Origin of the sequence: Streptomyces sp. NPDC050263, from assembly GCF_040655955.1 — a bacterium.
Taxonomy (GTDB): Bacteria; Actinomycetota; Actinomycetes; order Streptomycetales; family Streptomycetaceae; genus Streptomyces.
Window position 1 is genome coordinate 25,944 of record NZ_JBFAKW010000003.1, and the last position, 26,218, is coordinate 52,161.

Below are 26,218 nucleotides of genomic sequence, written 5' to 3' on the forward strand. Positions count from 1 at the left end.
GGTCAGCGGCGGTAGCGGGAATACAGGTCGCAACGGAGGACGGACGCGACCAGCGCGTCGCGGTCCACCGGGCCGGTCAAGTCGCGCAGGAGTACGGCGGAGGCGGAGCGCAGAACGGTGTCGTCGAGGCCGCCCAACAGGTCGGCCGTGTCGCGCCGACGCTCCGGGTCGGTCCAGACGACGGTTCCGCCGAGGGTCAGCGCGCGGCACACGAGGGCGGTGTCCGTGCGCAGTTGCGGCGTGCGCTCCGCCGCGGGCGGGAGGACGGGGAGTTCGCCCAGGGGGACGGTCTCGTCGCCTCCGGCGGCCGCCGAGCCCGGCCGGACGGTGACCGTCGCCGGGGGACCGGAGGACCGGCCGGCCGAGCTCGCCGACGCCCCGGCGAACCGGCCGCCGACCGTGGCCCACCCGGCCCCCGCCGCGACGACGACCCCGGCGACCACGAACACCGCCACCGGCGGGAACCGACGTACGGCGGCGCCTTCTGCGGGGCGGCGGCCGGGTGCGGCCTCTGTTCCCGCGGTCTGTTTCTGTCGGCCGGCGAGTGCCGACTCGGTGGCGGTGGTCGGTGCCGGCTCGGGCGGGAGCCGGGGTGTGGTGGTGCTTTTTGAGGGTTGTTGGGCGGGCGGTGCCGCTTCGGGCGGGAATCGGTGTACGGCGGTGCTTTCTGCGGGGCGGCGGCCGGGCGGCTGCGTTGTTTCTGCGGTCTGTTTCCGTTCGCCGGCGAGTGCTGTTGCGGTGCAGGTGGTCAGCGGCGGCCCGGGCGGGATTCCGCGTGCGGTCGCGCCCGCCGTGGGGCTGCGGTCGTGCGGTGCCTCCGCCGCCGGCGTTCGTCCCCGGGCCCTTGTGAGGACGGCCGACCAGGCGATGGGGGTCAGCGCGCCGCAGACGGTCACTGCGAACCCCGTCGCCCACCAGGGCGTGTCGATCACGCTCCAACGGATGTCCGGAGTGGCGCGGGCCGCCGTGAGTCGGGCGAAGAGGAACCAACTGCCCAGCGGGACGGCCGTCATGAGCCCGGACAGGACGACGGCCGCGGCGCACGCGGGCGCCGAGCGGGGCCCGGTGACCGCGGCCCGCGCGGCTCGGGCGAGGGCGGTGGTCCACAGGCCGAACAGCGCCCCGCCGATCATCAACGACGTGGCCAGGGCCAGCACTTGTGCGCGCGGGGCGTCGGCGAGGGAGAGCGCCGCGGCCAGTCCGTCGGCTGTCCCGGTGTCCCGCAGCCAGTCGCCGGCCGCGCGGCCGGACAGCTGGCTCCCGACGAGGACGCCGAGCCCGAGCGCGGCCCCGGCCGACGCCGGACGCCGTCCGCGGGCGTCCCGGTGCCCCACCGCGACGGCCCGCCACCACGCCACGGTCGTCACCCCGGCCACCGCCCAGCCGACGATCAACCCCGTGAGTGTGTAGGCGAGTTGGACCTGAGTGGGCATCAGGGACACGACCAGCAGGGCGAGGTCGGTGAAGAGCAGGCCCGCGGCGAGTCCCGTCGTCAGGCATGCGGAGGCGGACAGTCCCCACGTACGTGCCGGGTCGGCCAGTACGTCGAGTCGGGCGGCGGCAGTGGGGTGGCTGGCGAGGCCCGCGGCTCGCAGGAGCCGGCCGCGGCGGTTCTGCGGGAGGTCGGATCCGAGGTGGTCGGCGGTGGCGCCCACCGGCGCGCGCGGATCCGCCTCCGCACCGAGATCGGCGTCGTGCTCCCGGACGCGCAGCACCGCGCACAGGGTCAGCAGGAAGATCACCAGCACGACCGTCATCCGTGCCAGCAGGTCCATGCCGAGGAGGCCGGGGTTCAGCACCAGGGCCGCGCCCATCGGCAGGGTGACCCCCATGAGCAGGATCCACCAGGCCGCGGCGGCGAGCCGTACCCGGCTCACGTCCCGCAGGCGAAGATGGGCCAGTTCGTGGCGGAAGATCGCCTCCACCTCCCGGTCGGCCAGGTTGAAGACGTTCGAGTCGGCCACGATCCACGGCCTGCGGACGGTGCCCGACGCCCGGGCCCGGACGCCGACGCGCCGCCTGCGCACCCACAGCGTCGGCCGGGGGCCGCCGCCGGCGTCGTCGCCGTCGGGCAGTACGGCGGTCAGGCGTGCGGCGAGGGACGAGTCCTCGTCGGCCTTCGCCGCCGCCCACCGCCACAGGTTCAGCCGGCGTCCGGCGGCCCGGCCGAGCAGGGCGAGGGCCAGCAGGGCGAGCGGCCCGCACAGCACCACCGCCGACTGGGCCAGCCGGACGTCGTTGACACAGCCGGTGAAGCGGGACAGAACCGCGTCGGGTGAGGCGGCGACTGCGGTCTCGGGGGTCTCGGGGACGGGCAGACAGGCGAGTTGGGCCCCTTGCCAGTTGCCCCGGCCCAGGACCAGCCACCACCACGTGGCGAACGTGGCGCCCGCGGCGGCCACGAGGACCAGCAGCACCAGCCGGGTGGTGGTGGGCAGCGGCAGCGGGCTGGAGACGAGCGCGCGGGCGACCTCGCGGCGGTCGGTGGCGGGCGTGGCGGCGCCCGGCGCGACTCTCACGACGGCGGCGTGTCGGCGGACGCCTGCACGTCGCCGGTCTGCGCGCGGGCGTCCGCGCCGGCCTCCGGGACCGCGGCGCTCGCCGACTCGGCCTCGGGCCGTACCACGGCCACCACGATGACGTGGGCGCACGCTTCGGCCTGGGCCGACGACAGGCCGACGGCCCGACTCCGGGCCAGGGCCCACTCGGTGAGTTCCTGCCGTGTCACGTCGGAGAGTTCCGGCACGGCGCAGGTCAGCGCGGCGCGTCGGCCCTCGGCCTCGGCTCGGCTCGCTCGCCGTCGCCGCCACCACCGGGACAGTCGGCTGCCGCCCGCCCGGATGCGTCCGGAGGCCAGGTCGGCGAGGATCTGCGCGACCACGGCCACCAGGACCGGCAGCAGGACGAGCGTCTGGATGCCGTCGCCCAACGGGTCCCCGGCCGGCCGGTGCAGGGGCTGCGGGGGGTAGGGCCGAGCGAGGTAGACCCGACACGTCTCGTCCAGCTTCTCCAGTTCGGCCGGCGCGACGCTGCGGACCACGTCCCGCAGGACGTCCTGCCCGTTGCGTGGGTGCATGAGTTCCTCCCGTGGGGACATCGGGACATCGGGACATGGAGACATCGGGACATGGGGAGACAGGGCGTGGGGACGAGGAGGCGTGGCGACGTGGGACGGACCGGTGTCGCGCACCCGCGTCCTGCGGCGGGCTCGGCGGCCCGCCGGGATCAGTCCCCTCCCCGTCCGCGGGCCGGGCGTCGGGTCACGGCGAGGGCGACACCGGCGGCGCACACGAGCACGGCCACGCCGGCGATCGCGGCCGCGGCCGGGGTTCCGCTGTCCGCGAGCTGGTCGCCTCCGGTGCCGCCGGTCAGCGCCGACGGGGCCGGCCCGGCGGACAGCGTCGGCGCGGCGGACGTCGGGAACGAGGACGGTGTCGAGGAGCCGGAGGCGCCGCCGCTCGGTGTCGCCGTGCCGCTCGCGGACACGCTCGGCGTGGCACTGGCGGACGTCGACGCCGACGGCGAGTTCGTGGCAGTCGTCTGTGTGACGACGGCGTACGAGGCCTTGCCGTCCATCAGCACCACCGGGTCGATCAGCGGGCTGGGCTGGACGAGGCCCTGCGCGACGAACTGGAGCGTGGTGGCGGTCGGCACCTCCGGGGCGAGCGAGAGGCGCAGACCGATCCGGGCGTTGCCGGCGGCCGGGAGCGAGCCCACGGAGGGCAGCCCGGCGTCCGTGCTGAGATAACCGCTGAGCGCGGTAGCGCCCGACGTCAGCTCCACCGCCCGCCACACCGACGCGGCCGCGTCGAACCATTCCACGGTGACCTGTTGGGGCGTCAGCAGCGGTGCGGGCGGGGCGAGTCGGATGCCCACGGCGACGATGAAGCTGTCCGTGATGGCCGTGTCCAGGGTGTTGTGGAACACGGTGTCGACGATCAGCGGGGCACCGCCGGGCGACAACTGCCCCGAATCCGGGGCCAGTTCGACGTACGGGGCCACCGGGTCCGCGGCCTGTGCCGGCGCGGCGAAAGCCCCCGATGAGAACAGAAGTGCGGCACAGCCCAACAGGGTGGCGAACAACGCTCTACGGCGCACGTCGACCAGCTCCCCCCGACAGCGCGCCCCCGGCGCGCTTCCTGGCGTGATGCCGGAGAGTTTAAAGGATAAAACACCTAAAGCGATAGTCTCGCTACATTCGGTCAATATTTAACAGAAGTGGGTGTTTTCATCTCTTGTGGCGAAAGGGAACGCACTTACCGGCCACGGGACTTCGGGCAGGGCTCGCGGACCGGGACCAGGTCCGCTTGGTGATTTCTTGGCCTGTCGCACCCCCCACGTACCGGCGACCTTCACACCGGCGTCATCCGACCCTTCCCGGACTTTCTGTGCCCTTGGAACACTCCTTGCGCGCGCACTCCGCACGAACCGGCCGGCAGAACCCTTCTGTACGAGAGGTGCCTCACCCATGTCCGAAGTCAACCGGCGCCGCTTCCTCCAACTCGGGGGCGCCACCACGGCGTTCACCGCCCTTTCCGGCAGCATCGCACGCGCCGCGGCGCTGCCCGCGAACCACCGCACGGGGTCGATCGAGGACGTCGAGCACATCGTCGTCCTCATGCAGGAGAACCGCTCCTTCGACCACTACTTCGGCAAGCTGAGGGGCGTGCGGGGCTTCGGCGACCCCCGCCCGGTCACCCTCGCGAACGGCAAGTCGGTCTGGCACCAGGCGGACGGCAACGGCAAGGACGTCCTGCCCTTCCACCCGAACGCCGACGACCTGGGCATGGCCTTCCTCCAGGACCTCCCGCACGGCTGGAACGACGGACACGCCGCCTTCGACGGGGGCAAGTACGACAAGTGGGTCCCCTCCAAGGGCGCCACGACCATGGCGTACCTGACCCGCGAGGACATCCCCTTCCACTACGCGCTCGCCGACTCCTTCACCATCTGCGACGCCTACCACTGCTCGTTCATCGGCTCGACCGACCCGAACCGCTACTACCTGTGGACGGGCTACACCGGCAACGACGGCCAGGGCGGCGGCCCGGTCCTCGGCAACGACGAGGCCGGCTACAACTGGACGACGTACCCCGAGCGCCTGGAGAAGGCCGGGATCTCCTGGAAGGTCTACCAGGACGTCGGCGACGGACTGGACAAGAACGGCAGCTGGGGCTGGATCCAGGACGCCTACCGCGGCAACTACGGCGACAACTCGCTGCTCTACTTCACCCAGTACCAGACCGCCCAGCCCGGCGACCCGCTGTACGACAAGGCCCGCACCGGCACCGACGCCCGCAAGGGCGAGGGCTTCTTCGACCGGCTGAAGGCCGACGTCAAGGGCGGCAAGCTGCCGCAGATCTCGTGGATCGTCGCCCCCGAGGCCTTCACCGAACACCCCAACTGGCCCGCCAACTACGGCGCCTGGTACGTCGCCCAGGTCCTCGACGCGCTCACCGCGGACCCCGAGGTGTGGGCGAAGACGGCCCTGTTCGTCACCTACGACGAGAACGACGGCTTCTTCGACCACCTGCTCCCGCCGTTCCCGCCGTCCTCGGCCGCGCAGGGCAGGTCGACGGTCGACGTCGGGCCGGACCTCTTCAAGGGCGACGTCAGCCACACCGCCGGTCCCTACGGGCTCGGCCAGCGGGTGCCGATGCTCGTCATATCCCCCTGGAGCAAGGGCGGTTACGTCTGCTCCGAGACGCTCGACCACACCTCGGTCATCCGGTTCATGGAGCGCCGCTTCGGCGTGCACGAGCCGAACATCTCGCCGTGGCGGCGCGCGGTCTGCGGCGACCTGACCTCAGCGTTCGACTTCTCGCACCGGGACACCCGGTCGGTCGTCCTGCCGGACACCGAGGGCTACCGGCCCCCGGACAAGGACCGTCACCCCGACTACGTGCCCGCCCTGCCCGCCCACCCCGTCCTGCCGAAGCAGGAGCGCGGCCGGCGGCCCACCCGCCCGCTCAGGTACACGCCCGGCGTGGACGGCTCGGTGGACTCGACCGCCGGGACCCTCACCCTCACCTTCGCCTCCGGGGCCAAGGCCGGCGCCGCCTTCCTGGTCACCTCCGGCAACCGCGCCGACGGCCCGTGGAGCTACACCACCGGGGCGGGCGCGACCGTCTCCGACACCTGGAACTCGGCCTACTCCGGCGGCGCGCACGATCTGACCGTGCACGGCGCGAACGGATTCCTGCGCGTCTTCAAGGGGGCGGGGAAGGCGGCCGGGAGCGAGGTGGTCGCCCGGCACGTCGGCGACTGCGTCGAGCTCACCTTCAACAACCGCGGCCACGGCACGGCGGAGCTGAAGGTGGCGGACGGGTACGGCGGCCGGACCACGACCGTCAGGCTGCGCCCCGGCGCCGTCCTCAAGCGCACGGTGGATCTGCGGGCGAGCCGGCGGTGGTACGACCTCACCGTCACGTCGTCCGCCGACCCGACGTTCCTGAGGCGGTTCGCCGGACATGTCGAGAACGGCCGCCCCGGCGTCAGCGACCCGGCGATCGTCACGGACTGACCCGGCCCGGAGCGGAGGCCCGCCGCAGACCCTCTGCGGCGCGCCTCCGCTACAGAGCGGTGAGATGTCCCGGTTCGGCCGTCGGCCGGGGCAGCAGCGCGGGCTCGGCCGACGCCGTCTCCGGCCGCAGCGCCAGCACCGCCGCCACGGGGTGGTCCTCGTCGTCATGGACGGCGAGGGGCCCGGTTTCCGGCGCGGCCCGTGAGAGCTGCACCACGCCCCATCCCGCGATCCCCGCTCCGGCCAGCGCGAGCAGCCCGCCCGCCGCGCCGCCCTGGAGCCGCTCGCCCAGCAGCACGAGGCCGATCGCCGCGGCGGCCACCGGGTTCGCCAGGGTCACCATCGCCAGCGGCGCCCCGAGGCCGCCCCGGTAGGCGGTCTGCGACAGCAGCAGCCCGCCGGTCGCGAAGGCGGCGACCAGCAGCGCGACCCCGATCACCTGCACGCTGAGCAGCGGGCCCGAACGGTCCGTCGCGGCCACCGTCACCGTCTGGGTGAGCGCCGAGGCGACGCCCGAGGCGAAGCCGGACGCCGTCGCGTGCCGTAGCCCGGGCTTGGCGCCGGGCCGGGCCAGCAGCCCGATCAGCGCCGTGGTGGCTCCCGCCACCGCGACCGCCTCCGGCACGCTCAGGACGTCCTCGGGAGCCGGCCCCGACGCCGTGACCAGGATCGCGGCCAGGCCGGCCAGGGTGAGGGCGGTGCCCCGCCACTCGGCGGCGCTGACCCGGCGCCCGGCGACCCGGGCGCCCATCGGCACCGCCGCGACCAGGGTGAGCGCCCCGAGCGGCTGCACCACGGTGAGCGGCCCGTACTTGAGGGCGACGACGTGCAGCAGCGCGGCGGAGGCGTTCAGCCCCACCGAGGACCACCAGGACCCGTTGCCGAGCAGCCGCAGCAGGCCCGTGCCGGGATGCCGGGAGGCCAGCCGCTCCTGGGCGACGGCGGCGGCCGCGTAGGCGGCGGCCGAGAAGAGGGACAGGACGACGGCGATCAGTGTGGCGTTCATCCGGCCGCTCCCACCAGGACCGGCTCCTCGGCCGGGTCGAGCGTGCCCGCACCGCTTCCCGCGGTGGTGGCCGGGGTCTTGCGCCGGGGGGCGCGGATCAGCGCGAGCGCGAGTGTGAGCAGGACGCCCGCCACGATCGCGTCGAGCCAGTAGTGGTTCGCCGTGCCCACGATCACCAGCAGGGTCACCAGCGGATGCAGCAGCCACAGCCACCGCCGGCGCGACCGGGTGGCGACGATCATGCCGATCGCGACCATCAGGGCCCAGCCGAAGTGCAGCGAGGGCATCGCCGCGAACTGGTTCGACAGATGGTCCGTCTGCGGCGGGCCGTACACCGACGGCCCGAACACGCGCGCGGTGTCGACCAGCCCCGTCGCCGCCGGCATCCGGGGCGGGGCGAGCGGGAACGCGAGATGCACCGCCAGCGCGGCGGCGGTGACCGCGGCCAGCACCCGGCGGGCCCACACATAGTGGGCCGGCCGCCGCAGATACAGCCAGACCAGGAAGGCCACGGTGGCCGCGAAGTGCACGGTCGCGTAGTAGGTGTTCGCGATCTTGATCAGGGTGTCCCCGTGCATCAGCAGGGACTGCACCGAGCCCTCGCCGGGCAGTCGCAGCCGGCGTTCGAGGCCCCACACGTCGTGGGCGTTGCGGAAGGCCTCGGCGGTATGGCCGGTGGCCAGCTGTCGGCCGAACTTGTAGACCAGGAAGAGCCCTGCGACAAGCAGGAGCTCGCGGACTATGGGCGGCCGCGCCGGTGTGGCCGGCTCCGCTTCTGCAGGCTCGGTGCGGGCATTCATCCCCCGACCCCTTCGCTGACGGTGGTGCGTGTGACGTGGTGCTGCCGCGCTCATGACCCGTGCATACACCACCGATACGATGCCGTACCGATACGCCAGTGTACCGATACGCGGTCGTACCGGTACACTGGCGTATCGATTGACATAGGACACACTGGGGAAGAGGGCTCCCGGGCGGACGGCAGGGACCTCGAGGCGAGCGGCCGAGCGACAGAGCGGCCGAGTGGTCGAGTGGTCGAGCGGCAGAGAAACGAGGCGAAGAGCAGATGACGTCGCAGGCAGCGGACGGACCCGAGCGGGTCTCCGCCACGCGCCGCTCCAAGATCACGCCCGAGCGTGAGCGGGAGTTCTTCGACGCCGTCCTCGACCAGGTCCGCGAGTGCGGGTACGAGGCCGTCACCATGGAGGGCGTCGCCGCCACCACCCGGTGCAGCAAGTCCACGCTCTACCGGCAGTGGAAGACCAAGCCCCAGTTCGTGGTGGCCGCGCTGCGCGCCCGTCGGCAGACCCGGCTCACCGGCATCGACACCGGCTCGCTCGCGGGCGACCTGCGCGAGGCCGCGCGGGCCACCGGCCGCTGGTCCGCCAACGAGACCAAACTGCTGCAGGCGCTCGGCCACGCCGTCACCGGCGACGAGGAACTCGCCCGGGCGCTGCGCGAGGCGCTCATCGACCCCGAGATCGCCGCGCTGCGGGAGATCCTGCGGCGCGGGGTCGAACGCGGCGAGATCGCCGGCGACCACCCGGCGCTGGAGTACATCCCGGTGCAGATGTTCGGAGTGATCCGCGCCCGTCCCGTCATCGACGGGCAGTACGCCGACCAGGAATACCTGGTGCGCTTCGTCGAGGCCGCCGTGCTGCCGGCGCTCGGCCTCACCTGGAAAGCGACATAGGACTCAGGCCGCCGTCCACGGGATGACTGGACGGTGACCTGTAGCGCGCCGCACCGTGGGGACGGGGGCGGCGCGCACCACCGGCCGGGTGGGGCTCCCCTTTGAGCGGAGGGGCCCCCGCCCGGCCGACCGTGTCCGCGCGGGCCGGGTCAGACGTCCTGTCCGCTGCCGCCGCCCGTCGACACCTTGATGCCCTTGGTGATGGTGTCGATGACCGACACGCTCTGGTCGGCGTCGACGCCGAAGCGCAGCACCACCAGCCGCTTGGTGTCCGCGGGCGCCGGGAACGCCAGCGACTCGACGTAGCCGTCCGCGCCCTTGCTCGTGACCGCCTTCCATCGCACCAGGTAGCCCTTCTGCCCGGCCACCGTCACCGCCTTCGAGGCGAGCACCGTGTGCGAGGTGATCGCGCCGTACGTCGTGCCGCCGTAGGACTCCTCGGCGTTGGCTGCGATGTCCGCCTTCGCCACCGCCTCGGCGGTGGCGCCCTTGGTCTCCAGGGCCTCGACGGGCGCCGAGTACACGCCCCCCTTGGTGCAGGTCTTGGAGGTGTCGCCGGGGCACTTGTAGGAGGAGTCGGAGGTTATCTGCGCGCCCACGCTGAGCTCCTGGCCGGTCCAGCCGGCCGGGATGGGGATGCTGATCCCGTTGAGCGCGTCGGTCACCGAACCGCTCTTGATCTTCGGCGCCTCGGACGTCTCCGGCGAGGGAGACGCCCCGCCGGAACCCCCGGAGCCGCCCGAGCCTCCCGACCCGCCGGAGTCGCCGAACGGCCCGCCCCGGCCGCCTGTGCCGCCCTGACCGCTCTGCCCGCCCGGGCCCTGGGCCGTGCCGCCGCCGCCCGAGCCGTCGCCGGCCAGCGCCCACACGCCGACCCCGATGCTGGCCAGGACCGCGACGGCCAGGCCGACGGCTATCCCGGTCCGCAGCCCGCGCCGCGGACCCGTGGTCGGCGCCGCCGGATACCCCGGATACCCCGGATACCCCGGCTGCCCCGGGTACGCCGGATATGTTCCGTCGGCCGGGGTCTGCGCCGGCGGACCCCATACGGCGGCCGAGCCCGCGGCGCGGGTCTGGTCCGTCCATGCCTTGCCGTCCCACCAGCGTTCGGTGGCGGGACCGTCACTTGTCTGCCCCGGGTCGGGATACCACCCGGGAGGAGTCACCTGCGTCATGCCCCCACCGTATGAGGCATCGGTGAAAGCCGGATGAGAGGGAGGGCACTCTCTTGAAATCGGCTCCGGACATCCCGCCACCCGTCCGCCACCCCCGCGCCACCCGCGTGGCGCGAATTGGACGTCAATTCGGTGTGTGTCACTCGCTGTTGACGTCGTGGGGGCACATCCGCAGGCCCGCCAGGGCGTTCCGGACCGTCCCCCGTCACTCGTGGAGGCGGACCTGCCCGGACCGCCCTCCGTGAGGGCCCACGGACGGCTACGCTCGACGTCGGTACGTCGTTCGGGCGACTTGGGGAGGTAGCGGGATGACGGAGGTCAGGCCGGCGGCGGCCGCCTCGGCTTCCCTGTGGGAGCGCGACGAGGAAGTGGCCGCCATCGCACAGGCGGTGGAGACACTCTGCGCCGACACGTCCTCCTCGGGGCACCTGCTGGTGCTCCGGGGCGAGGCGGGATTCGGCAAGACCGCGTTGCTGGCCGAGACACGTCGCATCGCCGAGGACCGCGGCTGCGCCGTGTGGTCGGCCCGCGGCGGCGAGACACTGAGGTCCGTTCCCTTCAACGTGGTGCGGCAGCTGCTCCAGCCGGCGCTGCTGTCCCTGCACCCGGAGGAGGCCCGCGAGTACCTCGGCGACTGGTACGACGTCGCGGGCCCCGCGCTGGGCATAGCGGAACCCGGCGAGGGCCACGCCGACCCGCAGGGCGTGTGCGACGGCCTGGTGGCCGCCGTGACCCGGCTGGCCCGGCGGGACTACCCGCTGGTGCTGCTGATCGACGACGCGCACTGGGCCGACCAGGAGACCCTGCGCTGGCTCTCCGTGTTCGTCGAACGCCTCGACGAGCTCTCCGTCCTGGTCGTCGTGGCCCGCAGGCCGGGCGAGGTGAAGGGCGAAGCCGCCCGCCACCTCGACGCCGTCGGCGAGGCCGCCGGCCGCGCCGTCACCGTCCTCAACGCGCTCACCCCGACCGCGGTCGCCGGACTCACCCGGGCCACGCTCGGCGAGCACGCCGACGCCGCGTTCTGCCGTGAGGTGTGGGCCGTCACCGCCGGCAACCCCTACGAGACCGTCGAGCTCCTCGCCAAGGTCGGCGAGAGCCGACTGGAACCGAGCGAGTCCTCGGCCACCGAACTGCGCCCCCTGAACCGCGCGGCCCGCGGCGGCGGCCTCGTCGACCGCCTGGAGACCCTGGGCATGGAGGCCCACAAGTTCGCCATGGCGGCCGCGATCCTCGGCGCGGACATCTCCGTCGCCCAGGCCGCCCGGCTCGCCGGCCTGGAGCGGGACGAAGCGGTGCGCTGCGCCGAACTGCTGCGCAACGCCCGCATCCTCACCGAACCCGGCCCCGGCGCCGTCCCCGCGGACGACGGCGACCTGGAGTTCGTCCACCCGCTGATCGCCACCGCCGTCTACGACTCCATCCCCGGCGGCCTGCGCACCGCGATGCACGGCATCGCCGCCCAGGTCGTCACCGACGCCGGCAAGGGCCTCGCGGCCGCCTCCCGGCACCTGCTCCAGGTCCACGCGGACGGCGACGAGGAACTCGTCGAGCAACTGCGCGAAGCCGCCCGCGAACACCTGGCCGTCGGCGCCCCCGACGCGGCCCGCCGCTGTCTGGAACGGGCCCTGAAGGAACCGCCCGCCCCCGAGGTCCACGCGCGCGTGCTCTACGAACTGGGCTGCGCCACCCTCCTCACCGCGCCCGCCCGGACCATCGAACACCTGCGCACGGCACTCGCCACCGTGCCGGGCCTCGGGGGCGACGTCCGCGTCGACGCCGTCTACCGCCTGTCCCAGGCGCTCCTGCACAACAACCAGCTGGAGGAGGCCGTTCGCACGGTCGAGGCGGAGGCCGCCCGGCACGCGCCCGGACCGGCTCGACTGCGGTTGCAGGCCGTGCAGTTCATGTGGGAGGGCGTCCACGCCGGCGAGGCGACCACCCCGCGCCGTTCGGAGCGGCTCGCCGAGCTCGCCGCGACCTGCGCCGGCCGGGACAACGCCGAACGCGCGCTGCTCATCCTGCGCGGCTTCGACGCCGTGACCCGCGGCGAGAACGCCGAGGAGGTCGCCGAGTTCTGCGACCGCGCCCTGGTCAACGGCAGCCTCGCTCCCGGGCTCGGCTGGACCGACCAGGAGTGGGGCATCGAGCTGCTCATGATGCTGGCCAGCTCCTACGCCTACACCGACCGGCTCGACCGTGCCGTCGCCCTCTTCACCGAGGCCCTGCGCACCTATACGTCCTCCGGCTGGAGCGGCGGCCACCTCGCCCTGGCCCACGCCTACCTGGGACTGGGCCTGCGCCGCCGGGGCCGTCTGAAGGACGCGGAGGAGTCCCTCAGGGAATCCCTGCGGGTCGCCGAACGCGTCGGCCGCGGCCTGCCCCTCTACTGGTCGGCCACCTGCAACCTCGTCGACACGCTGCTGGCCCGCGGCCATGTCGCCGAGGCCTGGGAGATCGCCGAACAGTACGACTTCGCCCCGCCGTACCCGTCGACGATCGTGCTGCCCGACCCCCGCTCGGTCCGCGGCCGGCTGCTGCTGGCCGTCGGCCGCGTCAAGGACGGCATCAACGAACTGGAGGCGGCCGAGAAGGCGGCCGCCGTCCGCGGCCACCTCAACCCGGTGATGGTCCCGTGGGCCGTCGACCTCGCCCGGGCCCTGGCCGTCGAGGACCCGGCCCGTGCGAACCGGCTCGCGACCGAGGCCCGCCGCCGGGCCGAGCGCTTCGGCACTGACACGGCGATCGGCGAGGCCCTGCGCTGCGCCGCCGCCCTGGAGACCGGACAGCGCGCGGTCCGGCTGGCCCAACAGGCCGTCACCTACCTGGAGTCCTCGCCCTGCCAGTACGAACACGCGGCCGCCCGCGTCGAGTACGGCATCCTCTCCCGCTCGGTGTCCGAACTCGGCCGGGGTCTGACCCTGGCCCGGTCCTGCGGCGCGGACGGCCTGGCGGACAAGGCACAGCAGGCCCTCCAGAGCCTGGGCGCGCCCCAGGTGGGACTCGTCCCCGGACAGACACGGAGGTAGCGGTCGGACAGGGGCAGGGACGACGGCGTCCGCTTCCGGTCCTGCGCCCCGTGCGCGGGACCGGAAGGCGGGATCCCGCTCAGCCGGTCCCGTCCTCCCCGTCCCTGTCCCCGTCGACGGGGACGTCCACATCTTCCTCCGCCAGTACCCGCTGGGCCGTCGCGAAGGCCGAGTTCGCGGCCGGGACCCCGCAGTAGACGGCCGTCTGGAGCAGGACGGCGCCGATCTCCTCCGGCGTCAGCCCGTTGCGCCGAGCCGCCCGTACATGCATGGCCAGCTCGTCGTAGTGGCCGTGCGCCACCAGCGCGGTCAGTGTGATCATGCTGCGCTCCCGGCGGCTGAGCGTCGGGTCGGTCCAGATCTCGCCCCAGGCGTAGCGGGAGATGAAGTCCTGGTAACGCGCGGTGAACGTGTTCTGCCGGGCCTGTGCCCGGTCCACATGCGCGTCGCCGAGCACCTCGCGCCGCACCGCCATGCCCCGCTTCGCCCCGCCGTCGAGATGAGCCCGCAGCGCGGTCAGCACCGCTTCCGGGCACTGGGCGGGCGCGAGATGCGCGGACCCCGGCAGCTCGACCAGCGTGGCGTCCGGCACTCCGTCCGCGATCTCCCGCAGATGCGCCGGCGGTGTCGCCTGATCCTTGCGCCCGGCGATCAGCAGGGTCCGCACGGAGATCTCCGGCAGCCGCTCGCGCACGTCGAACGCGCCCAACGCGTCACAGCACGCGGCGTAGCCCGCCGGGTCCGCGTCACGGTGGTCGGCGACCAGCTCGGGCACGGTGAACCCGGGTGTGAACCAACGGGCGTTCGCGGTCTCGGCGAGCCCCGCCAGCCCCTCGCGGCGCACCAGCGCGGCCCGTTCCTCCCACGGCTTCGACCCGTTGAAGTGGGCCGAGGAGCAGATCACCGCCAACGACGACACCCGCTCCGGGTGGTCCAGCGCCAGCCGCAGACCCACCGCGCCGCCCAACGACACGCCCGCATACGCGAACCGCTCCACGCCGAGCGAGTCGGCCAGCGCCAGCACCAGGTCGGCGAGGTCGCCGACGGTCGCGCCGGGGCCGATCAGGTCGGCGGCCGAACCCCCGTGCCCGGGCAGATCCCAGCGGATCACCCGGTGCGTGATGGACAGCTCGGGGGCGACCTTGTCCCACAGGGCGTACGAGGTGCCCAGCGAGGGGCCGAGCAGCAGCGGGGGAGCGGAAGTCGGCCCCTCCGCACGGTGGTTGAGCAGCTTCTCGGTCAACGTCGCTCCAGCGCACGGTCGGTGAGGGCTCCGGCGGAGCCGGCGTAGCGGGCGGGGTCGGTGAGGTCGCCGAGGTCGACGTCCTTCAAGTCGGGCTCCTCGGCGAGGAGTTCGGCCAGCGGACGGTTGTCCGTGTAGGTGCGCCGGGCCAGCTCCGTGAGGAGCTCCCGGGCGCGGGCACGGCCCAGCAGGGCCGACAGCTCGGCGGACAGCCGCTCGGAGACGATCAGTCCGTGGGTGAGATCGAGGTTCGAGCGCATCGCGCCCGCGTCGACCCGCAACCCCTCCGTCAGCTCGGCCGCGTCCCGGGCGGCCCCGCCGGCCAGCCGCAGCAGATCCCTGAGCGGCTCCCACTCCGCGTGCCAGGCCCCGGCCGGCCGCTCGTCCTCGGCGGTCAGCGAGCCGTACAGCGTGGCCGCGAGCTGTGGAGCCCGCCGGGCGGCGGCCGCGATCAGCGTGGCCCGCACGGGGTTGGCCTTGTGCGGCATGGCCGAGGAACCGCCTCCGTTGCCCTCCGCCAGCTCGCCGATCTCGGTGCGGGCGAGGTTGAGGACGTCCGTCGCGATCTTCCCCAGGGCGCCCGCCGTGAAGGCGAGGCAGCCGGCCAGGTCGGCGATCGGAGTCCGCAGGGTGTGCCACGGCAACAGCGGTGCCCGCAGCCCGAGTTCACCGGCGAACGCGGCGGGCAGCGCGGTCGCGTCGACGGCTCCGTACGCGGCGAAGGCCGCCAACGTACCGGCGGCGCCGCCGAGTTGGGCGGGCAGCGCGTCCCGTACGGCCGTCATCCGGTCCCGTGCGTCCAGCACCAGCGACCGCCAGCCGGCCGCCTTGAGGCCGAACGTGGTCGGTACGGCGTGCTGGGTGAGCGTCCGGCCGGGCATCGGCGTGTCGCGGTGCTCGGCGGCGAGCCGGGCCAGGGCCCGCCCGGTGCGGTCGAGGTCGGCCAGGACGAGGCCGAGGGTGCGCACCGCGACCAGCATCGTCGCCGTGTCCATGATGTCCTGGCTGGTCGCGCCCCGGTGGACGTACGGTCCGCACTCCTCGCCGACCGCCTTCGTCAGGTCGGCGACCAGCGGGATCACCGGGTTTCCGCCGCCGCGGGCCCGCTCGGCGAGGGAACGCACGTCGAAACCGTTTTCGACCGCCGCCGCCGTGACCGCCGCCCCGGCTCCCTCCGGGGCCAGCCCCAGCGCTTCCTGGGCGCGGGTCAGCGCGGCCTCCGCGTCGAGCAGCGCCCGGAGAAACGCGTCGTCACCGGTCGCGGAGGCGGCGGGGGAGCCGGTCCACCCGGGGGCGAGCAGACCGGCGTCGGACCGGGCGTCGGACGAAGCATCGCCGGAAGTACCGGTAGAAGAACCGGTAGAGGAACCGGCAGGAGAACCGGTAGAAGAACCGGAGTGAGCAGCTGTCACTGGAACTCCAGGAAGACCGTTTCGCCCTCGCCCTGAAGGCGGATGTCGAAACGGTAGGTCCCCAGCTCCCCGCGCGTCGCGATCAGCGTGTCGCGGCGCGCCGGGTCCACCTGCCGCAGCAGCGGGTCGGCGGCCAGCGCGGCTTCGTCGCCGGGCAGATAGATCCGGGTGAACAGGTGGACGAGCAGACCGCGCGCGAACACGCACACACTCAGGTACGGGGCGCTCTGCCCGCGCGCGCCGGGCCGCAGCGTCCGCGCCGACCAGTGGCCGTTCGCGTCCGTCTGGATCCGGCCCCAGCCGGTGAACTCGACGCCGTTGCGGCCGAGGAAGCCGCCGCTCGACGGGTCGCGCCGCATCGAGCCGTCGACCTGCGGCAGATCGCCCTCGGGGTCCGCGCCCCACAGCTCCAGGAACGCGTCCGGCAGCGGGTTTCCCTCGCCGTCGTACACATAGCCCTGGAGCGCGATCGTGTCCGGGTGGCCGGCCGGGGCGATGTCACCGCCGCCGGGGAACGGCAGGGCATGGCCGTAGAAGGGGCCGACCGTGTGCGAAGGAGTGGGGAGCACGGTCTCCGGACGGCTCGTGTCGATCTTCGTCATGGCAGGTCAGCGTCCTTCTTCGATCCAGGTGGCGTGCGGCCCGTCGAGAACGATGTCCCAGTGGTAGCCCATCGAGAACTCCGGCGCCGACAGGCTGTGGTCGTAGGTCGCGACCAGCCGCTGGCGGGCCGCGTCGTCCGTCACCGACTGGATGATCGGGTCGTACGGGAACAGCGGGTCGCTGGGGAAGTACATCTGCGTCACGAGCCGCTGGGTGAACGCCGAGCCGAACAGCGAGAAGTGGATATGGGCCGGCCGCCAGGCATTGACGTGCTGACGCCACGGGTAGGGGCCCGGCTGCACGGTGGTGAAGTGGTAGAAACCGCTGTCGTCGGTCAGCGTGCGGCCGACGCCCGTGAAGTTCGGGTCCAGCGGCGCGTCGTGCTGCTCGCGCTGGTGCGCGTAGCGACCCGCCGAGTTGGCCTGCCAGATCTCCACCAGCTGACCGCGGATCGGACGCCCGTCGCGGTCCAGCAGCCGGCCGGAGACCGTGATCCGCTCACCGATCGGCTCGCCGTTGTGCTGCCGGGTCAGATCGTTGTCGATCTCGGTGATGTCCCGCTCGCCGAACGCGGGGGAGTACAGCTCCACCAGCTCCGGGTCCCGGCTCACGTCGATGGCGACGGGCGGCTGCTTCGGGTGGCGCAGGACGGAGGAGCGGTACGGCGCGTAGTCGCGGCGCGGCTGGTGCTCGACGGGGGCGCCGTCGGCGATGCGCTTCTCGTAGGCGGCGTGCTCGGCCGCGATCTCCTGGTCGATGTCATGCTGCGTGAGAGTCATGGTGTTTCCTGGAGATCCCTAGCGTTCGAGGACGAGGGCGAGGCCCTGGCCCACGCCGATGCAGAGGGTGGCGACCCCGACGCCGCCGCCTCGACGGGCGAGCTGATGGGCGACGGTGCCGGCGAGCCGGGCGCCCGAGGAGCCGAGCGGGTGACCGAGGGCGATCGCGCCGCCCTGCGGGTTGAGGACCGCCGGGTCGAACTCGGGCCACTCGGCGACACAGCCGAGCACCTGCGCGGCGAAGGCCTCGTTCAGTTCCAGCACGGACAGATCGTCGAATCCCTTGCCCGCCTTGGCGAGTGCGCGGTTGACGGCCTCGACGGGGGCCAGCCCGAAGTACTGCGGATCGATCGCGGACACCCCGGTGGCGCTGATCCGCGCCAGCGGTTCGCGGCCGGTCGCCTTCAGCCCCTCCTCGTCCACGAGCAGCAGGGCGGCGGCGCCGTCGTTCAGCGGTGAGGCGTTGCCGGCCGTCACCGTGCCGTCCTCGGTCCGGAACGACGGCTTGAGCTTCGCCATCGCCTCCAGTGAGGCGTCCGGCCGGACGCATTCGTCGGCGTCGAAGACGACCGGGTCGCCCTTGCGGCGCGGGATCGACACGGGCGCGAGCTCGGCGTCGAACAGGCCCGCCTGCTGGGCGGCGGCGGCCTTGCGGTGGCTGGCCAGGGCGAACTCGTCCTGCTGGGTGCGGCTGATCTTGTGCTTGTCGGCGATGAGTTCGGCCGACTCGCCCAGCGGGATCGTCCACTGCGGGTCCATCTTCGGGTTGACCATCCGCCAGCCCAGCGTGGTCGAGTACAGCTCGGCGTGCCCGGCGGGAAACGCGCGATCCGACTTCGGCAGCACGTACGGCGCCCGGGTCATCGACTCCACCCCGCCGGCGACGGCGACGGAGGCGTCGCCGACCGCGATCGCGCGGGCCGCCTGGACGACCGCCTCCAGGCCGGAGGCGCACAGCCGGTTGACGGTGACGCCGGGCACGGAGGTGGGCAGGCCCGCGAGCAGCGCACCCATGCGGCCGACGTTGCGGTTCTCCTCGCCGGCCCCGTTGGCGTTGCCGAAGTACACGTCCTCGACCCGGGCGGGGTCCAACGCGGGCGTGCGGGCGAGGAGTTCACGGATGGCGTGGGCGGCGAGGTCGTCCGGGCGCACCGCGGCCAGGGCGCCGTTGTAGCGCCCGATCGGGGAGCGGACGGCGTCGACGATGTAAACGGTCTTGAGAGTTTTGCTCATGACTGGATCCCCTCGGCCACCCGGACCTCGGCGGCGGTCTTGGTCACGATCTCCTCGGCGGTGACGCCCGGCGCGGTCTCCACCAGCAGCAGGCCCTCCTCGGTGACGTCCAGGACGCCGAGGTCGGTGATGATCCGGTTCACGCAACGCTTCCCGGTCAGCGGCAGCGCGCAGTCGGTGAGGATCTTGGGGCTGCCGTCCTTGGCGGTGTGGGTCATGACGACGATGACCGTGCGGGCGCCGTGCACCAGGTCCATCGCCCCGCCGATCCCGGTGATCATCTTGCCGGGGATCGCCCAGTTCGCCAGGTCGCCGCGCTCGGAGACCTGCATCGCGCCGAGCACGGCGACGTCGATGTGTCCGCCGCGGATCATGCCGAACGACAGAGCCGAGTCGAAGTAGGACGCGCCCGGCAGGACCGTCACGGTCTCCTTGCCGGCGTTGATCAGATCCGGGTCGACGGCGTCCTCGGTGGGGTACGGCCCGGTGCCGAGGATGCCGTTCTCGCTCTCCAGCACCACCTCGACGTCGGCCGGGAGGTAGTTGGGGATGAGCGTCGGCAGTCCGATGCCGAGATTGACGTACTGGCCGTCCTGGAGCTCGCGCGCGGCGCGGGCGGCCATCTGCTCGCGGGTCCAGCCCATCACTCGCTCACCGTTCCCTCTGCCGCCGTGCCCTGCGCGGCGGGCGTGGAGACCGTCCGCTGCTCGATCTTCTTGTCCGCCGCCTGCTCGGGGGTCAGCGCGATCACGCGCTGTACGAAGATCCCGGGCAGATGCACCGCGTCCGGGTCGATCTCCCCGGGCTCGAGAAGCTCCTCCACCTCGGCGATCGTGATCTTTCCGGCCATCGCGGAGAGGGGGTTGAAGTTGCGCGCGGACTTGTTGAACACGAGGTTGCCGTGCCGGTCGCCCTTGGCGGCCCTGACCAGGGCGAAGTCGGTGCGGATGCCGTGCTCCAGCACATACTCCACGCCGTCGAACTCCCGGACCTCCTTCGGCGGCGAGGCCAGCGCGACGCCGCCGGCGCCGTCGTAGCGCCACGGCAGCCCGCCCTCGGCGACCTGCGTGCCCACGCCCGCCGGGGTGAAGAAGGCGGGGATGCCGGCGCCGCCGGCCCGCAGCCGCTCGGCGAGCGTGCCCTGCGGGATCATCTCGACCTCGAGCTCACCGCCCAGGTACTGGCGGGCGAACTCCTTGTTGGCGCCGATGTAGGAACCGGTCACCCGGGCGATCCGACCGGCGGCGAGCAGCACCGCGAGGCCCGACTCCATCGCACCGCAGTTGTTGGAGACGACCGACAGTCCGGTGACGCCCCGTTCGTACAGGGCCTGGATGAGGACGCCTGGCACGCCGCTCAGCCCGAATCCACCCACCGCCAGCGACGCGCCGTCCGGCACGTCGGCCACCGCCTCCAGGGCCGTGGCGACCACCTTGTCCATGCGTGCAGCCTCATCTCTGCGAATTAATCAGCGCACTGAGTATTTCAGCGAGGTTTCACACGCTGCCATCCGCGCGCCGCAGCGTCAAGGCCTCGGATGATGGCGTCCGTCTCGGGTGTGCGGAGACACGCGGTTGCCGGTTGGGTATTGTTCAGTACACAGACTAATTGGAGACCGGTTCCGACGACGGGAGTGCACATGGCCGCGGTGGACCTCACCAGCCACCCCGGGCACCTGGCCCGGCGGCTGCAGCAGGCGCACTACCTGCTGTGGAACACGATGGTCTCCGAGGAGATCACCTCCCCGCAGTTCGCGGTCCTCAACGCGCTCGTCGCCGAGCCGGGCCTCGACCAGCGCACGGTGGGGGAGCGGGTGGGGCTCGACCGCTCCACCGTCGCCGAGGTCATCAGCAGGCTCATCCGCCGAGGGCTCCTCGACAAGGTCCGCGATCCGCAGGACGGACGCCGTTTCCTGCTGAGGCTCACCGAGGACGGACTGCGCACCCACCGCAAGCTGACCGTGCGCACGGCCCGGATGAACCAGGTCTTCCTGTCCCCGCTCTCGGCCGCGGAGCAGACCCAGTTCCTCGAACTCATCCAGCGCGTCTCGGACGCGGCGGAGGGGCTGCGCAACCCGGGGGAGCCGCTGGTCCCGTCGTCCTGACGGGGCCGGTGGGTGCGCCGGGCCCGATCAGGGCGCAGTCGCGAGCACGACCCATACCTGACCCCGGGCGAAGGCGACCGGCTCGCCGTCGGCGGTCGTGAAGTCCGTGCCGTCCGCCGCCGTCGGCCGTGTCCAGTTCACGTCGTAGGCGCGTCCGTCGCGCAGCACCTCCGCCTTCCCCGAGCCCACCGTCTCGGTGTACGGCGTGTTGTTGCCGAGGAAGTCGTGGAAGCCCGACGCGCGCACCTTCACGTACTGCACGACCACCGTGGCCGGCGCCGACCGCTGCCCGTCGGCCGACACGGTCGGCGTGCCGTCCTCCGAGACCAGCCAGCGGGCCCTGCTCGCGGACCACGTGAACGTGAAGCGGGCCGCCGGGTAGCGCACGGTGCGCGAGGCCGCCGCCTCGCCGCCGGAGGGCGCGGCCCCGTAGCGGAAGCCCGTGGTCAGCGCGGCGGCGCCCGGCGCGGAGGGCAGCAGACGGCTGGGCCGCAGGTAGAGGTTGTGCGGCGCGGCCCGGTCCGTTCCACGGAAGTAGGCGCCGGACGCCTCCTCGGGCGTGACGGCGTCCAGCGGCGCCCGGTCGATCAGCGGCAGCAGCTTGCCCTGCGCGCCGGAGAACGCCAGCAGCGGCTGCTCGAACTGGCGCAGCAGCTCCAGATCGGACTCACGGGCGCTGCGCACGGGACCCACGGCCGCGGGCAGCTTGGTCGCGTACACGGCCATCAGCCGGCTCAGTCCGCCTTCGACCTGCTCGACGTACACGATGTCCGCCGCGTCGAGACCGGTCTGCGGCCGGGCGGCCGGCGCGTTGTCGATCTTCACGGCGAGCACCGAGCCGGCGACGGCGGTGGGGTCGGCGCTGCCGCTCGGACTGCGCTGCTCCGACGCGCTGCGGCCGTCGTCGTCCGGCGAGGGCTCGCGGCTCGTCGTGCAGCCCGCCGCCAGGCATATCGCCAGGGCGATGGCCAGCGCCGTCGCCGGCAGCGCCGCCGCGGCGGGGGAGCGCCGGGCGCGCCCTTCGCCCGCCGTACGTCTCGAACGACTCCAACGTCTCGCACGACTCGTGCCCATCTCGGTCACCCCGTTTCGTGTCTCGATTGTGCGCTCGTCCGTTCGAAAGTGGCTATGCGTGACGGCGGCGGGCGGCGGACCTCGAGGTGGCGGCGGCGGGCGGCGGGTGGCTGGCGTGGTTCGGGGACGGCGGCCCGGGTACCCGGGCCGCAGCCGGGACCCGGGACGCCCGGACCCGCCGGGACGTGTCCGCCGGCGGAGGGAGCGCGGCACGATGAAGGCAGTGACGTGGCAGGGCAAGCGGGACGTACAGGTGGACACCGTGCCCGACCCGACGATCCAGGAGCCGACGGATGCCGTCATCCGCATCACGTCCACCGGACTCTGCGGCTCCGACCTGAATCTGTACGAGGTGCTCACCGCGTTCATGACGCCGGGCGACATCCTCGGCCACGAGCCGATGGGCATCGTCGAGGAGGTCGGCGCGGGCGTTCCCGACCTCCGGGCCGGGGACCGGGTCGTGGTGCCCTTCCAGATCGCCTGCGGCGGCTGCTGGATGTGCCTCAACGCGCTGCCCACCCAGTGCGAGACCACCCAGGTCACCGGGGAGGGCATGGGCGCCGCCCTGTTCGGCTACACCCGCCTGTACGGCGCCGTGCCCGGCGCGCAGGCCGAGTACCTGCGCGTGCCGCAGGCCCAGTTCGGCCCCATCAAGGTGCCCGAGGGCCCGCCGGACGACCGTTTCGTCTACCTCTCCGACGTCCTGCCCGCCGCCTGGCAGGCCGTCGCCTACGCGGACGTCCCCGAGGGCGGCAGCGTCGCCGTGCTCGGTCTCGGACCCATCGGCGACATGGCCTGCCGGGGCGCCCAGGTGCGCGGCGCGGGCCGGGTCTTCGGCGTGGACCTCGTGGGCGACCGGTTGCGCCGGGCCCGCGCGCGGGGCGTGGAGACGTACGACCTGCGGAGCTTCGACGGCGAGAAGGAGCTCGTCGCCGCGATCCGGGACGAGACCGACGGCCGCGGCCCCGACGCCGTGATCGACGCCGTCGGCACCGAGGCGCACGGCAGCGCGGTCGCCCGGATGGTCCAGAACGCCTCCGCGCTGCTGCCGCGGAAACTGGGCGGCCCGCTCGCGGAACGCTTCAGCGTCGACCGGCTGGCGGCCCTGCACACCGCCATCGAGCTGGTGCGCCGCGGCGGCACCCTCTCCCTGGTCGGCGTCTACGGCGGCCAGGCCGATCCGCTGCCGATGCTCACCCTGTTCGACAAGCAGCTCCAGATCCGCATGGGCCAGGCCAATGTGCGCCGCTGGAGCGACGAGATTCTTCCTTACCTCACGGACGAGGACCCCCTCGGCGCCGACGACTTCGCCACCCACCGCCTGCCGCTGACCGAGGCCCCGCACGCCTACGAGATGTTCCAGCGCAAGCAGGACGGCGCGGTGAAGATCCTGATGACACCGTGAAACCGGTTGTGGATCAGGTCGGTTCCGTGGCCGTTCCCGGCGGTGTTCCGAGGATCTCCGCCAGGTCGTAGCGCACCGGCTCCTCCAACTGCGCGTAGGTGCAGCTCTCCGGGGTGCGGTCCGGGCGCCAGCGGCGGAAGCGGGCGGTGTGCCGGAACCGCGCCCCGTTCTCCATGTGGTCGTAGGCCACCTCGGCCACCCGCTCGGCCCGCAGCGGCACCCAGGACAGGTCCTTCTTGCCCGACCAGCGGCTCGGCGCCCCGGGCAGTCGTGCAGTCTCGTGCGCGGCCTCGTCCGACCAGGCCGCCCACGGATGCCCGGCCGCGTCCGCCATGCGCAGCGGCTCCAGTTCCTCGATCAGCTCCGCCCGGCGCTTCATGGCGAAGGCGGCGGACACTCCGACGTGCTGGAGGACGCCCCGGTCGTCGTACAGGCCCAGCAGCAGGGAGCCCACCACCGGCCCGCTCTTGTGGAACCGGTAACCGGCGACGACGACGTCCGCGGTGCGTTCGTGCTTGATCTTGAACATGGCGCGCTCGTCCGGGCGGTAGTGCAGGGTGAGCGGCTTGGCGATCACACCGTCCAGGCCCGCGCCCTCGTACTCGTCGAACCACCGCCGGGCCACCTCGGCGTCGGTCGTCGCCGGCGCCAGGTGCACGGGGGGCGTCACTCCGGCGAGCGCCCTGGTCAGCAGCGCGCGCCGGTCGGCGAGCGGTACGTCGAGGAGCGACTGGTCGGCCAGCGCCAGAAGGTCGAACGCGACGAACGACGCCGGCGTCCGCTCGGCGAGGGTGCGCACCCGGGAGGCCGCGGGGTGGATGCGCTCCGTGAGGGCGTCGAAGTCGAGCCGCCCCTCCCGGGCGATCACGATCTCGCCGTCCAGCACGCACCGCTCCGGCACCCGCTCCCGCACCGCCTCCACCAGCTCGGGAAAGTAGCGGGTAAGCGGTTTCCCGGTGCGACTGCCCAGCTCCACCTCGTCGCCGTCGCGGAACACGATCGCCCGGAAACCGTCCCACTTCGCCTCGTACTGCATGCCCGGCGGGATCGCCGCCACCGACTTGGCGAGCATCGGTTTCACGGGCGGCATCACCGGTAGATCCATGTTTCCGACTCTACGAGCGGTCCATGGCGTCCGCCCGTTACGCGTGCCCGTCCAGAAAACAGCGCTCACGGTCCCGTGCGGCGGGGGTCCGCCGATCGGCCTCAGGATGTCCGGAGCCTCAAGAAGCACTGCGTGGACATGCTCGCCACGACTGCCTCGGGCACCCCGCTGACCATGGCCTCGTGCACCCATGCCGACGTCCGAAGCGGCGAATCGTCGTAGGCCGGCTCCACCGCCGGGGTCCCCGGTCCGGTCAGGGGCAGATCTCGCCGAACTTGACCGCACCGAACTCGACCGGCTGCCTGGACAGCTTCGCCCCGGCCGCGGGCTTCTGCGTGCACACCTGCCAGTTGGACTCCACGAGCACGAAACGGTCGTCGCCGGATACGTCCGTCACCGTGAGGGAGGTGCTGGAATCGAGCGCGCCGCGTGCGGCCTTCACGGACTTTCCCTTGAAGTCCGGCATGGTCGACCCGGCGTCAGCGGGCGCGCTCTGGTCCTCGGCCGGGCAGGTCTCCTCCGACTTGACCGCGCCGAAGTCCAGTTCGGTGTCGGTCGACACGCTCTTCCCGGCAGCCGGCGTCTGGGAACAGACCTTCCAACTGCGGTCGAGGATCTGGTTGCGGTCGCGGCCGAGGGAGTCGTGGGAGGTGAGCCTGCGGAACCCGGCGGCCTGGGCGCTGTCTTGGGCGGCTTGCAGGCCCATGCCGATGAACTCGGGCACCGTCTTCCTGTCGGCGGTGGGCCTGGCGTCGCCGCTGCCCGCGGTAGCCCCCGCGCCGGGCTCGGCACCCGGGATCCCGCTGCTCGCGCCGCTGTTGTCGTCGCAGGCGGATGCGATGCCACCGAGGACGATGACGCCCGCGGTGATCGCGCAGACGAGTTTCCGGTCGGCCATGGTCGCCCCCTTGGTGCGGGTTGTGATGAAGGGTGAGCGTACGGGCAGGGGGCAGCGGCATCGTCTCCGTCCGCATGGTTGGATTCCCGCATGACGGACTGGTCGAAACTCAGCCACGCGTACGGCTCCGCGGAGGACATACCCGCGCAGCTGGACCGGCTCGCCTCGGACCCCACCCCCGAGTCGTGGAGCGATCTGTGGTCGTCGCTCTGTCACCAGGGCAGCGTCTATTCAGCCAGCTTCGCGGCGCTCCCGTGGCTGGCCGGTGTGGCCGGCGGGGACGATCCCGCGCAGACCGTGAACGCGCTGACCCTGGCGGGCGCGATCATGGCGGGTGCGCAGCCGTCGCAGGAAGCCGACGATGTCCGGGTGGAGCATGCGGCCGAGATCGCGGCCTTGCTGTCGCTGGCGAACGCCGGTCTTCGGACCGCGTCCGACTCCACCGAGTACATCTATCTTCTGGAAGCCGTGCTGAGCTTCGAGGGCGTGGTCGGCTGGGGCGAGGATCTGGCCTGGGGGCTGGTGAACGAGGAGTATCAGGTTTCCTGCTCCGGCTGTGAAACCGATCTGTTCATCGTCATCGGCGAGCGCGGACACTTCGCCTGCAGCGACGACTACGCGCTCGCGGACGCGGACGACGACGTCGAGACCAGGCCGCTCCGCCCGGCGAACCCCGCGGAGCTGGACGGCATCGGCCGTCGTCTCCACGCCGTCGCGCTCGCCGACGGTCGGCACGAGGTCGCCGGCGCGCTGACCTACGTCTTCGGTGACGGGACATGCCCTGACTGCGAGGCGGACTTCTCGGTGGCGGCGCAGATCGGTGAACACTGGTAGGCCGCCCAGGATGTGCGGATGCATGTTCGATTCTGACCTGCTGATCGCCGGGATCATCGCCGGGATCACCCGGTGTGCGTGCTGATGCGAGTTGTGAGTGGTGTG

Annotated in this window: 22 protein-coding genes; 6 read left to right on the top strand and 16 right to left on the bottom strand. The window is 72.9% G+C overall.

Annotated features, from left to right (window positions below; genetic code table 11):
- Nucleotides 1–2: 2 nt before the first annotated feature.
- The 3 genes from AB0J04_RS01805 to AB0J04_RS01815 all read right to left on the bottom strand — a co-directional run bounded on the left by AB0J04_RS01805 (nt 3) and on the right by AB0J04_RS01815 (nt 4,098).
- On the bottom strand, nt 3–2,519 hold the full coding sequence (locus AB0J04_RS01805; protein ID WP_363166384.1) for a M48 family metalloprotease: 2,517 nt from the start codon (nt 2,517–2,519) through the stop codon (nt 3–5).
- Nucleotides 2,516–3,076 (bottom strand): hypothetical protein, encoded by a 561-nt coding sequence (locus tag AB0J04_RS01810; protein WP_363166385.1) that lies wholly within the window; start codon nt 3,074–3,076, stop codon nt 2,516–2,518. Before AB0J04_RS01810 ends, AB0J04_RS01805 begins: the two co-directional genes overlap by 4 nt.
- A 149-nt stretch (nt 3,077–3,225) precedes the next feature.
- The gene (locus AB0J04_RS01815) at nt 3,226–4,098 is read right to left on the bottom strand and encodes a hypothetical protein (protein ID WP_363166386.1); all 873 of its coding nucleotides are present in this window, start codon (nt 4,096–4,098) and stop codon (nt 3,226–3,228) included.
- Nucleotides 4,099–4,468: 370 nt separating this feature from the next.
- On the opposite strand from AB0J04_RS01815, the gene AB0J04_RS01820 reads away from it, so the two are divergent.
- The gene (locus AB0J04_RS01820; RefSeq protein ID WP_363166387.1) at nt 4,469–6,523 is read left to right on the top strand and encodes a phosphocholine-specific phospholipase C; all 2,055 of its coding nucleotides are present in this window, start codon (nt 4,469–4,471) and stop codon (nt 6,521–6,523) included.
- Nucleotides 6,524–6,572: 49 nt separating this feature from the next.
- On the opposite strand, the gene AB0J04_RS01825 is transcribed toward AB0J04_RS01820, so the two are convergent.
- Both AB0J04_RS01825 and AB0J04_RS01830 read right to left on the bottom strand, forming a co-directional pair.
- Complete coding sequence (locus tag AB0J04_RS01825; protein ID WP_363166388.1) at nt 6,573–7,529, bottom strand: hypothetical protein; 957 nt, start codon at nt 7,527–7,529, stop codon at nt 6,573–6,575.
- Entirely contained in the window at nt 7,526–8,329 is an 804-nt protein-coding gene (locus AB0J04_RS01830) for a phosphatase PAP2 family protein (protein WP_363166389.1), read from the bottom strand. The genes AB0J04_RS01825 and AB0J04_RS01830 overlap by 4 nt, the downstream gene beginning before the upstream one ends.
- Nucleotides 8,330–8,595: 266 nt before the next feature.
- Between AB0J04_RS01830 and AB0J04_RS01835 the strand changes: the two genes are divergently transcribed.
- Entirely contained in the window at nt 8,596–9,222 is a 627-nt protein-coding gene (locus AB0J04_RS01835) for a TetR-like C-terminal domain-containing protein (protein ID WP_363166390.1), read from the top strand.
- A 149-nt stretch (nt 9,223–9,371) separates the two neighbouring features.
- On the opposite strand, the gene AB0J04_RS01840 is transcribed toward AB0J04_RS01835, so the two are convergent.
- Nucleotides 9,372–10,397, bottom strand: a complete 1,026-nt coding sequence (locus AB0J04_RS01840; protein ID WP_363166391.1) for a DUF2510 domain-containing protein — start codon at nt 10,395–10,397, stop codon at nt 9,372–9,374.
- A gap of 308 nt (nt 10,398–10,705) precedes the next feature.
- Between AB0J04_RS01840 and AB0J04_RS01845 the strand changes: the two genes are divergently transcribed.
- On the top strand, nt 10,706–13,423 hold the full coding sequence (locus AB0J04_RS01845; RefSeq protein ID WP_363166392.1) for an AAA family ATPase: 2,718 nt from the start codon (nt 10,706–10,708) through the stop codon (nt 13,421–13,423).
- Between the two features lie 79 nt (nt 13,424–13,502).
- Here the strand turns inward: AB0J04_RS01845 and pcaD are convergent, their stop codons facing one another.
- From pcaD to AB0J04_RS01880, 7 genes are all read right to left on the bottom strand, one after another.
- Entirely contained in the window at nt 13,503–14,666 is a 1,164-nt protein-coding gene (gene pcaD, locus AB0J04_RS01850) for a 3-oxoadipate enol-lactonase (RefSeq protein ID WP_363166393.1), read from the bottom strand.
- Nucleotides 14,663–15,967, bottom strand: coding sequence for a 3-carboxy-cis,cis-muconate cycloisomerase (gene pcaB / locus AB0J04_RS01855; protein ID WP_363166508.1), 1,305 nt, complete (start codon nt 15,965–15,967; stop codon nt 14,663–14,665). Before pcaB ends, pcaD begins: the two co-directional genes overlap by 4 nt.
- A gap of 107 nt (nt 15,968–16,074) precedes the next feature.
- Entirely contained in the window at nt 16,075–16,680 is a 606-nt protein-coding gene (gene pcaG, locus AB0J04_RS01860; protein ID WP_363166394.1) for a protocatechuate 3,4-dioxygenase subunit alpha, read from the bottom strand.
- Between the two features lie 6 nt (nt 16,681–16,686).
- Nucleotides 16,687–17,460: a protocatechuate 3,4-dioxygenase subunit beta gene (gene pcaH, locus AB0J04_RS01865; RefSeq protein ID WP_363166395.1), complete on the bottom strand. Its 774-nt coding sequence runs from the start codon at nt 17,458–17,460 to the stop codon at nt 16,687–16,689.
- A gap of 18 nt (nt 17,461–17,478) precedes the next feature.
- A complete protein-coding gene (locus AB0J04_RS01870; protein ID WP_363166396.1) occupies nt 17,479–18,693 on the bottom strand; it encodes a thiolase family protein in 1,215 nt (404 codons plus the stop codon).
- A complete protein-coding gene (locus tag AB0J04_RS01875; protein ID WP_363166397.1) occupies nt 18,690–19,337 on the bottom strand; it encodes a CoA transferase subunit B in 648 nt (215 codons plus the stop codon). The genes AB0J04_RS01870 and AB0J04_RS01875 overlap by 4 nt, the downstream gene beginning before the upstream one ends.
- Nucleotides 19,337–20,134 carry a CoA transferase subunit A gene (locus tag AB0J04_RS01880; RefSeq protein WP_363166398.1) on the bottom strand — a complete coding sequence of 266 codons (798 nt, stop codon included), beginning with the start codon at nt 20,132–20,134 and terminating at the stop codon, nt 19,337–19,339. The genes AB0J04_RS01875 and AB0J04_RS01880 overlap by 1 nt, the downstream gene beginning before the upstream one ends.
- Before the next feature lie 198 nt (nt 20,135–20,332).
- Here AB0J04_RS01880 and AB0J04_RS01885 point away from each other — a divergent pair, with 198 nt between their 5' ends.
- Nucleotides 20,333–20,797: a MarR family transcriptional regulator gene (locus AB0J04_RS01885; RefSeq protein WP_363166399.1), complete on the top strand. Its 465-nt coding sequence runs from the start codon at nt 20,333–20,335 to the stop codon at nt 20,795–20,797.
- Nucleotides 20,798–20,824: 27 nt separating this feature from the next.
- Here the strand turns inward: AB0J04_RS01885 and AB0J04_RS01890 are convergent, their stop codons facing one another.
- A complete protein-coding gene (locus AB0J04_RS01890; protein ID WP_363166400.1) occupies nt 20,825–21,871 on the bottom strand; it encodes a DUF3048 domain-containing protein in 1,047 nt (348 codons plus the stop codon).
- 214 nt (nt 21,872–22,085) lie between these two features.
- Here AB0J04_RS01890 and AB0J04_RS01895 point away from each other — a divergent pair, with 214 nt between their 5' ends.
- Nucleotides 22,086–23,276, top strand: a complete 1,191-nt coding sequence (locus AB0J04_RS01895) for an alcohol dehydrogenase catalytic domain-containing protein (protein ID WP_363166401.1) — start codon at nt 22,086–22,088, stop codon at nt 23,274–23,276.
- Between the two features lie 13 nt (nt 23,277–23,289).
- Here the strand turns inward: AB0J04_RS01895 and AB0J04_RS01900 are convergent, their stop codons facing one another.
- The gene (locus AB0J04_RS01900; RefSeq protein WP_363166402.1) at nt 23,290–24,381 is read right to left on the bottom strand and encodes an ATP-dependent DNA ligase; all 1,092 of its coding nucleotides are present in this window, start codon (nt 24,379–24,381) and stop codon (nt 23,290–23,292) included.
- A 253-nt stretch (nt 24,382–24,634) separates the two neighbouring features.
- Complete coding sequence (locus AB0J04_RS01905; protein WP_363166403.1) at nt 24,635–25,279, bottom strand: PASTA domain-containing protein; 645 nt, start codon at nt 25,277–25,279, stop codon at nt 24,635–24,637.
- Between the two features lie 90 nt (nt 25,280–25,369).
- Between AB0J04_RS01905 and AB0J04_RS01910 the strand changes: the two genes are divergently transcribed.
- On the top strand, nt 25,370–26,113 hold the full coding sequence (locus tag AB0J04_RS01910) for a hypothetical protein (RefSeq protein ID WP_363166404.1): 744 nt from the start codon (nt 25,370–25,372) through the stop codon (nt 26,111–26,113).
- Nucleotides 26,114–26,218 lie beyond the last annotated feature (105 nt).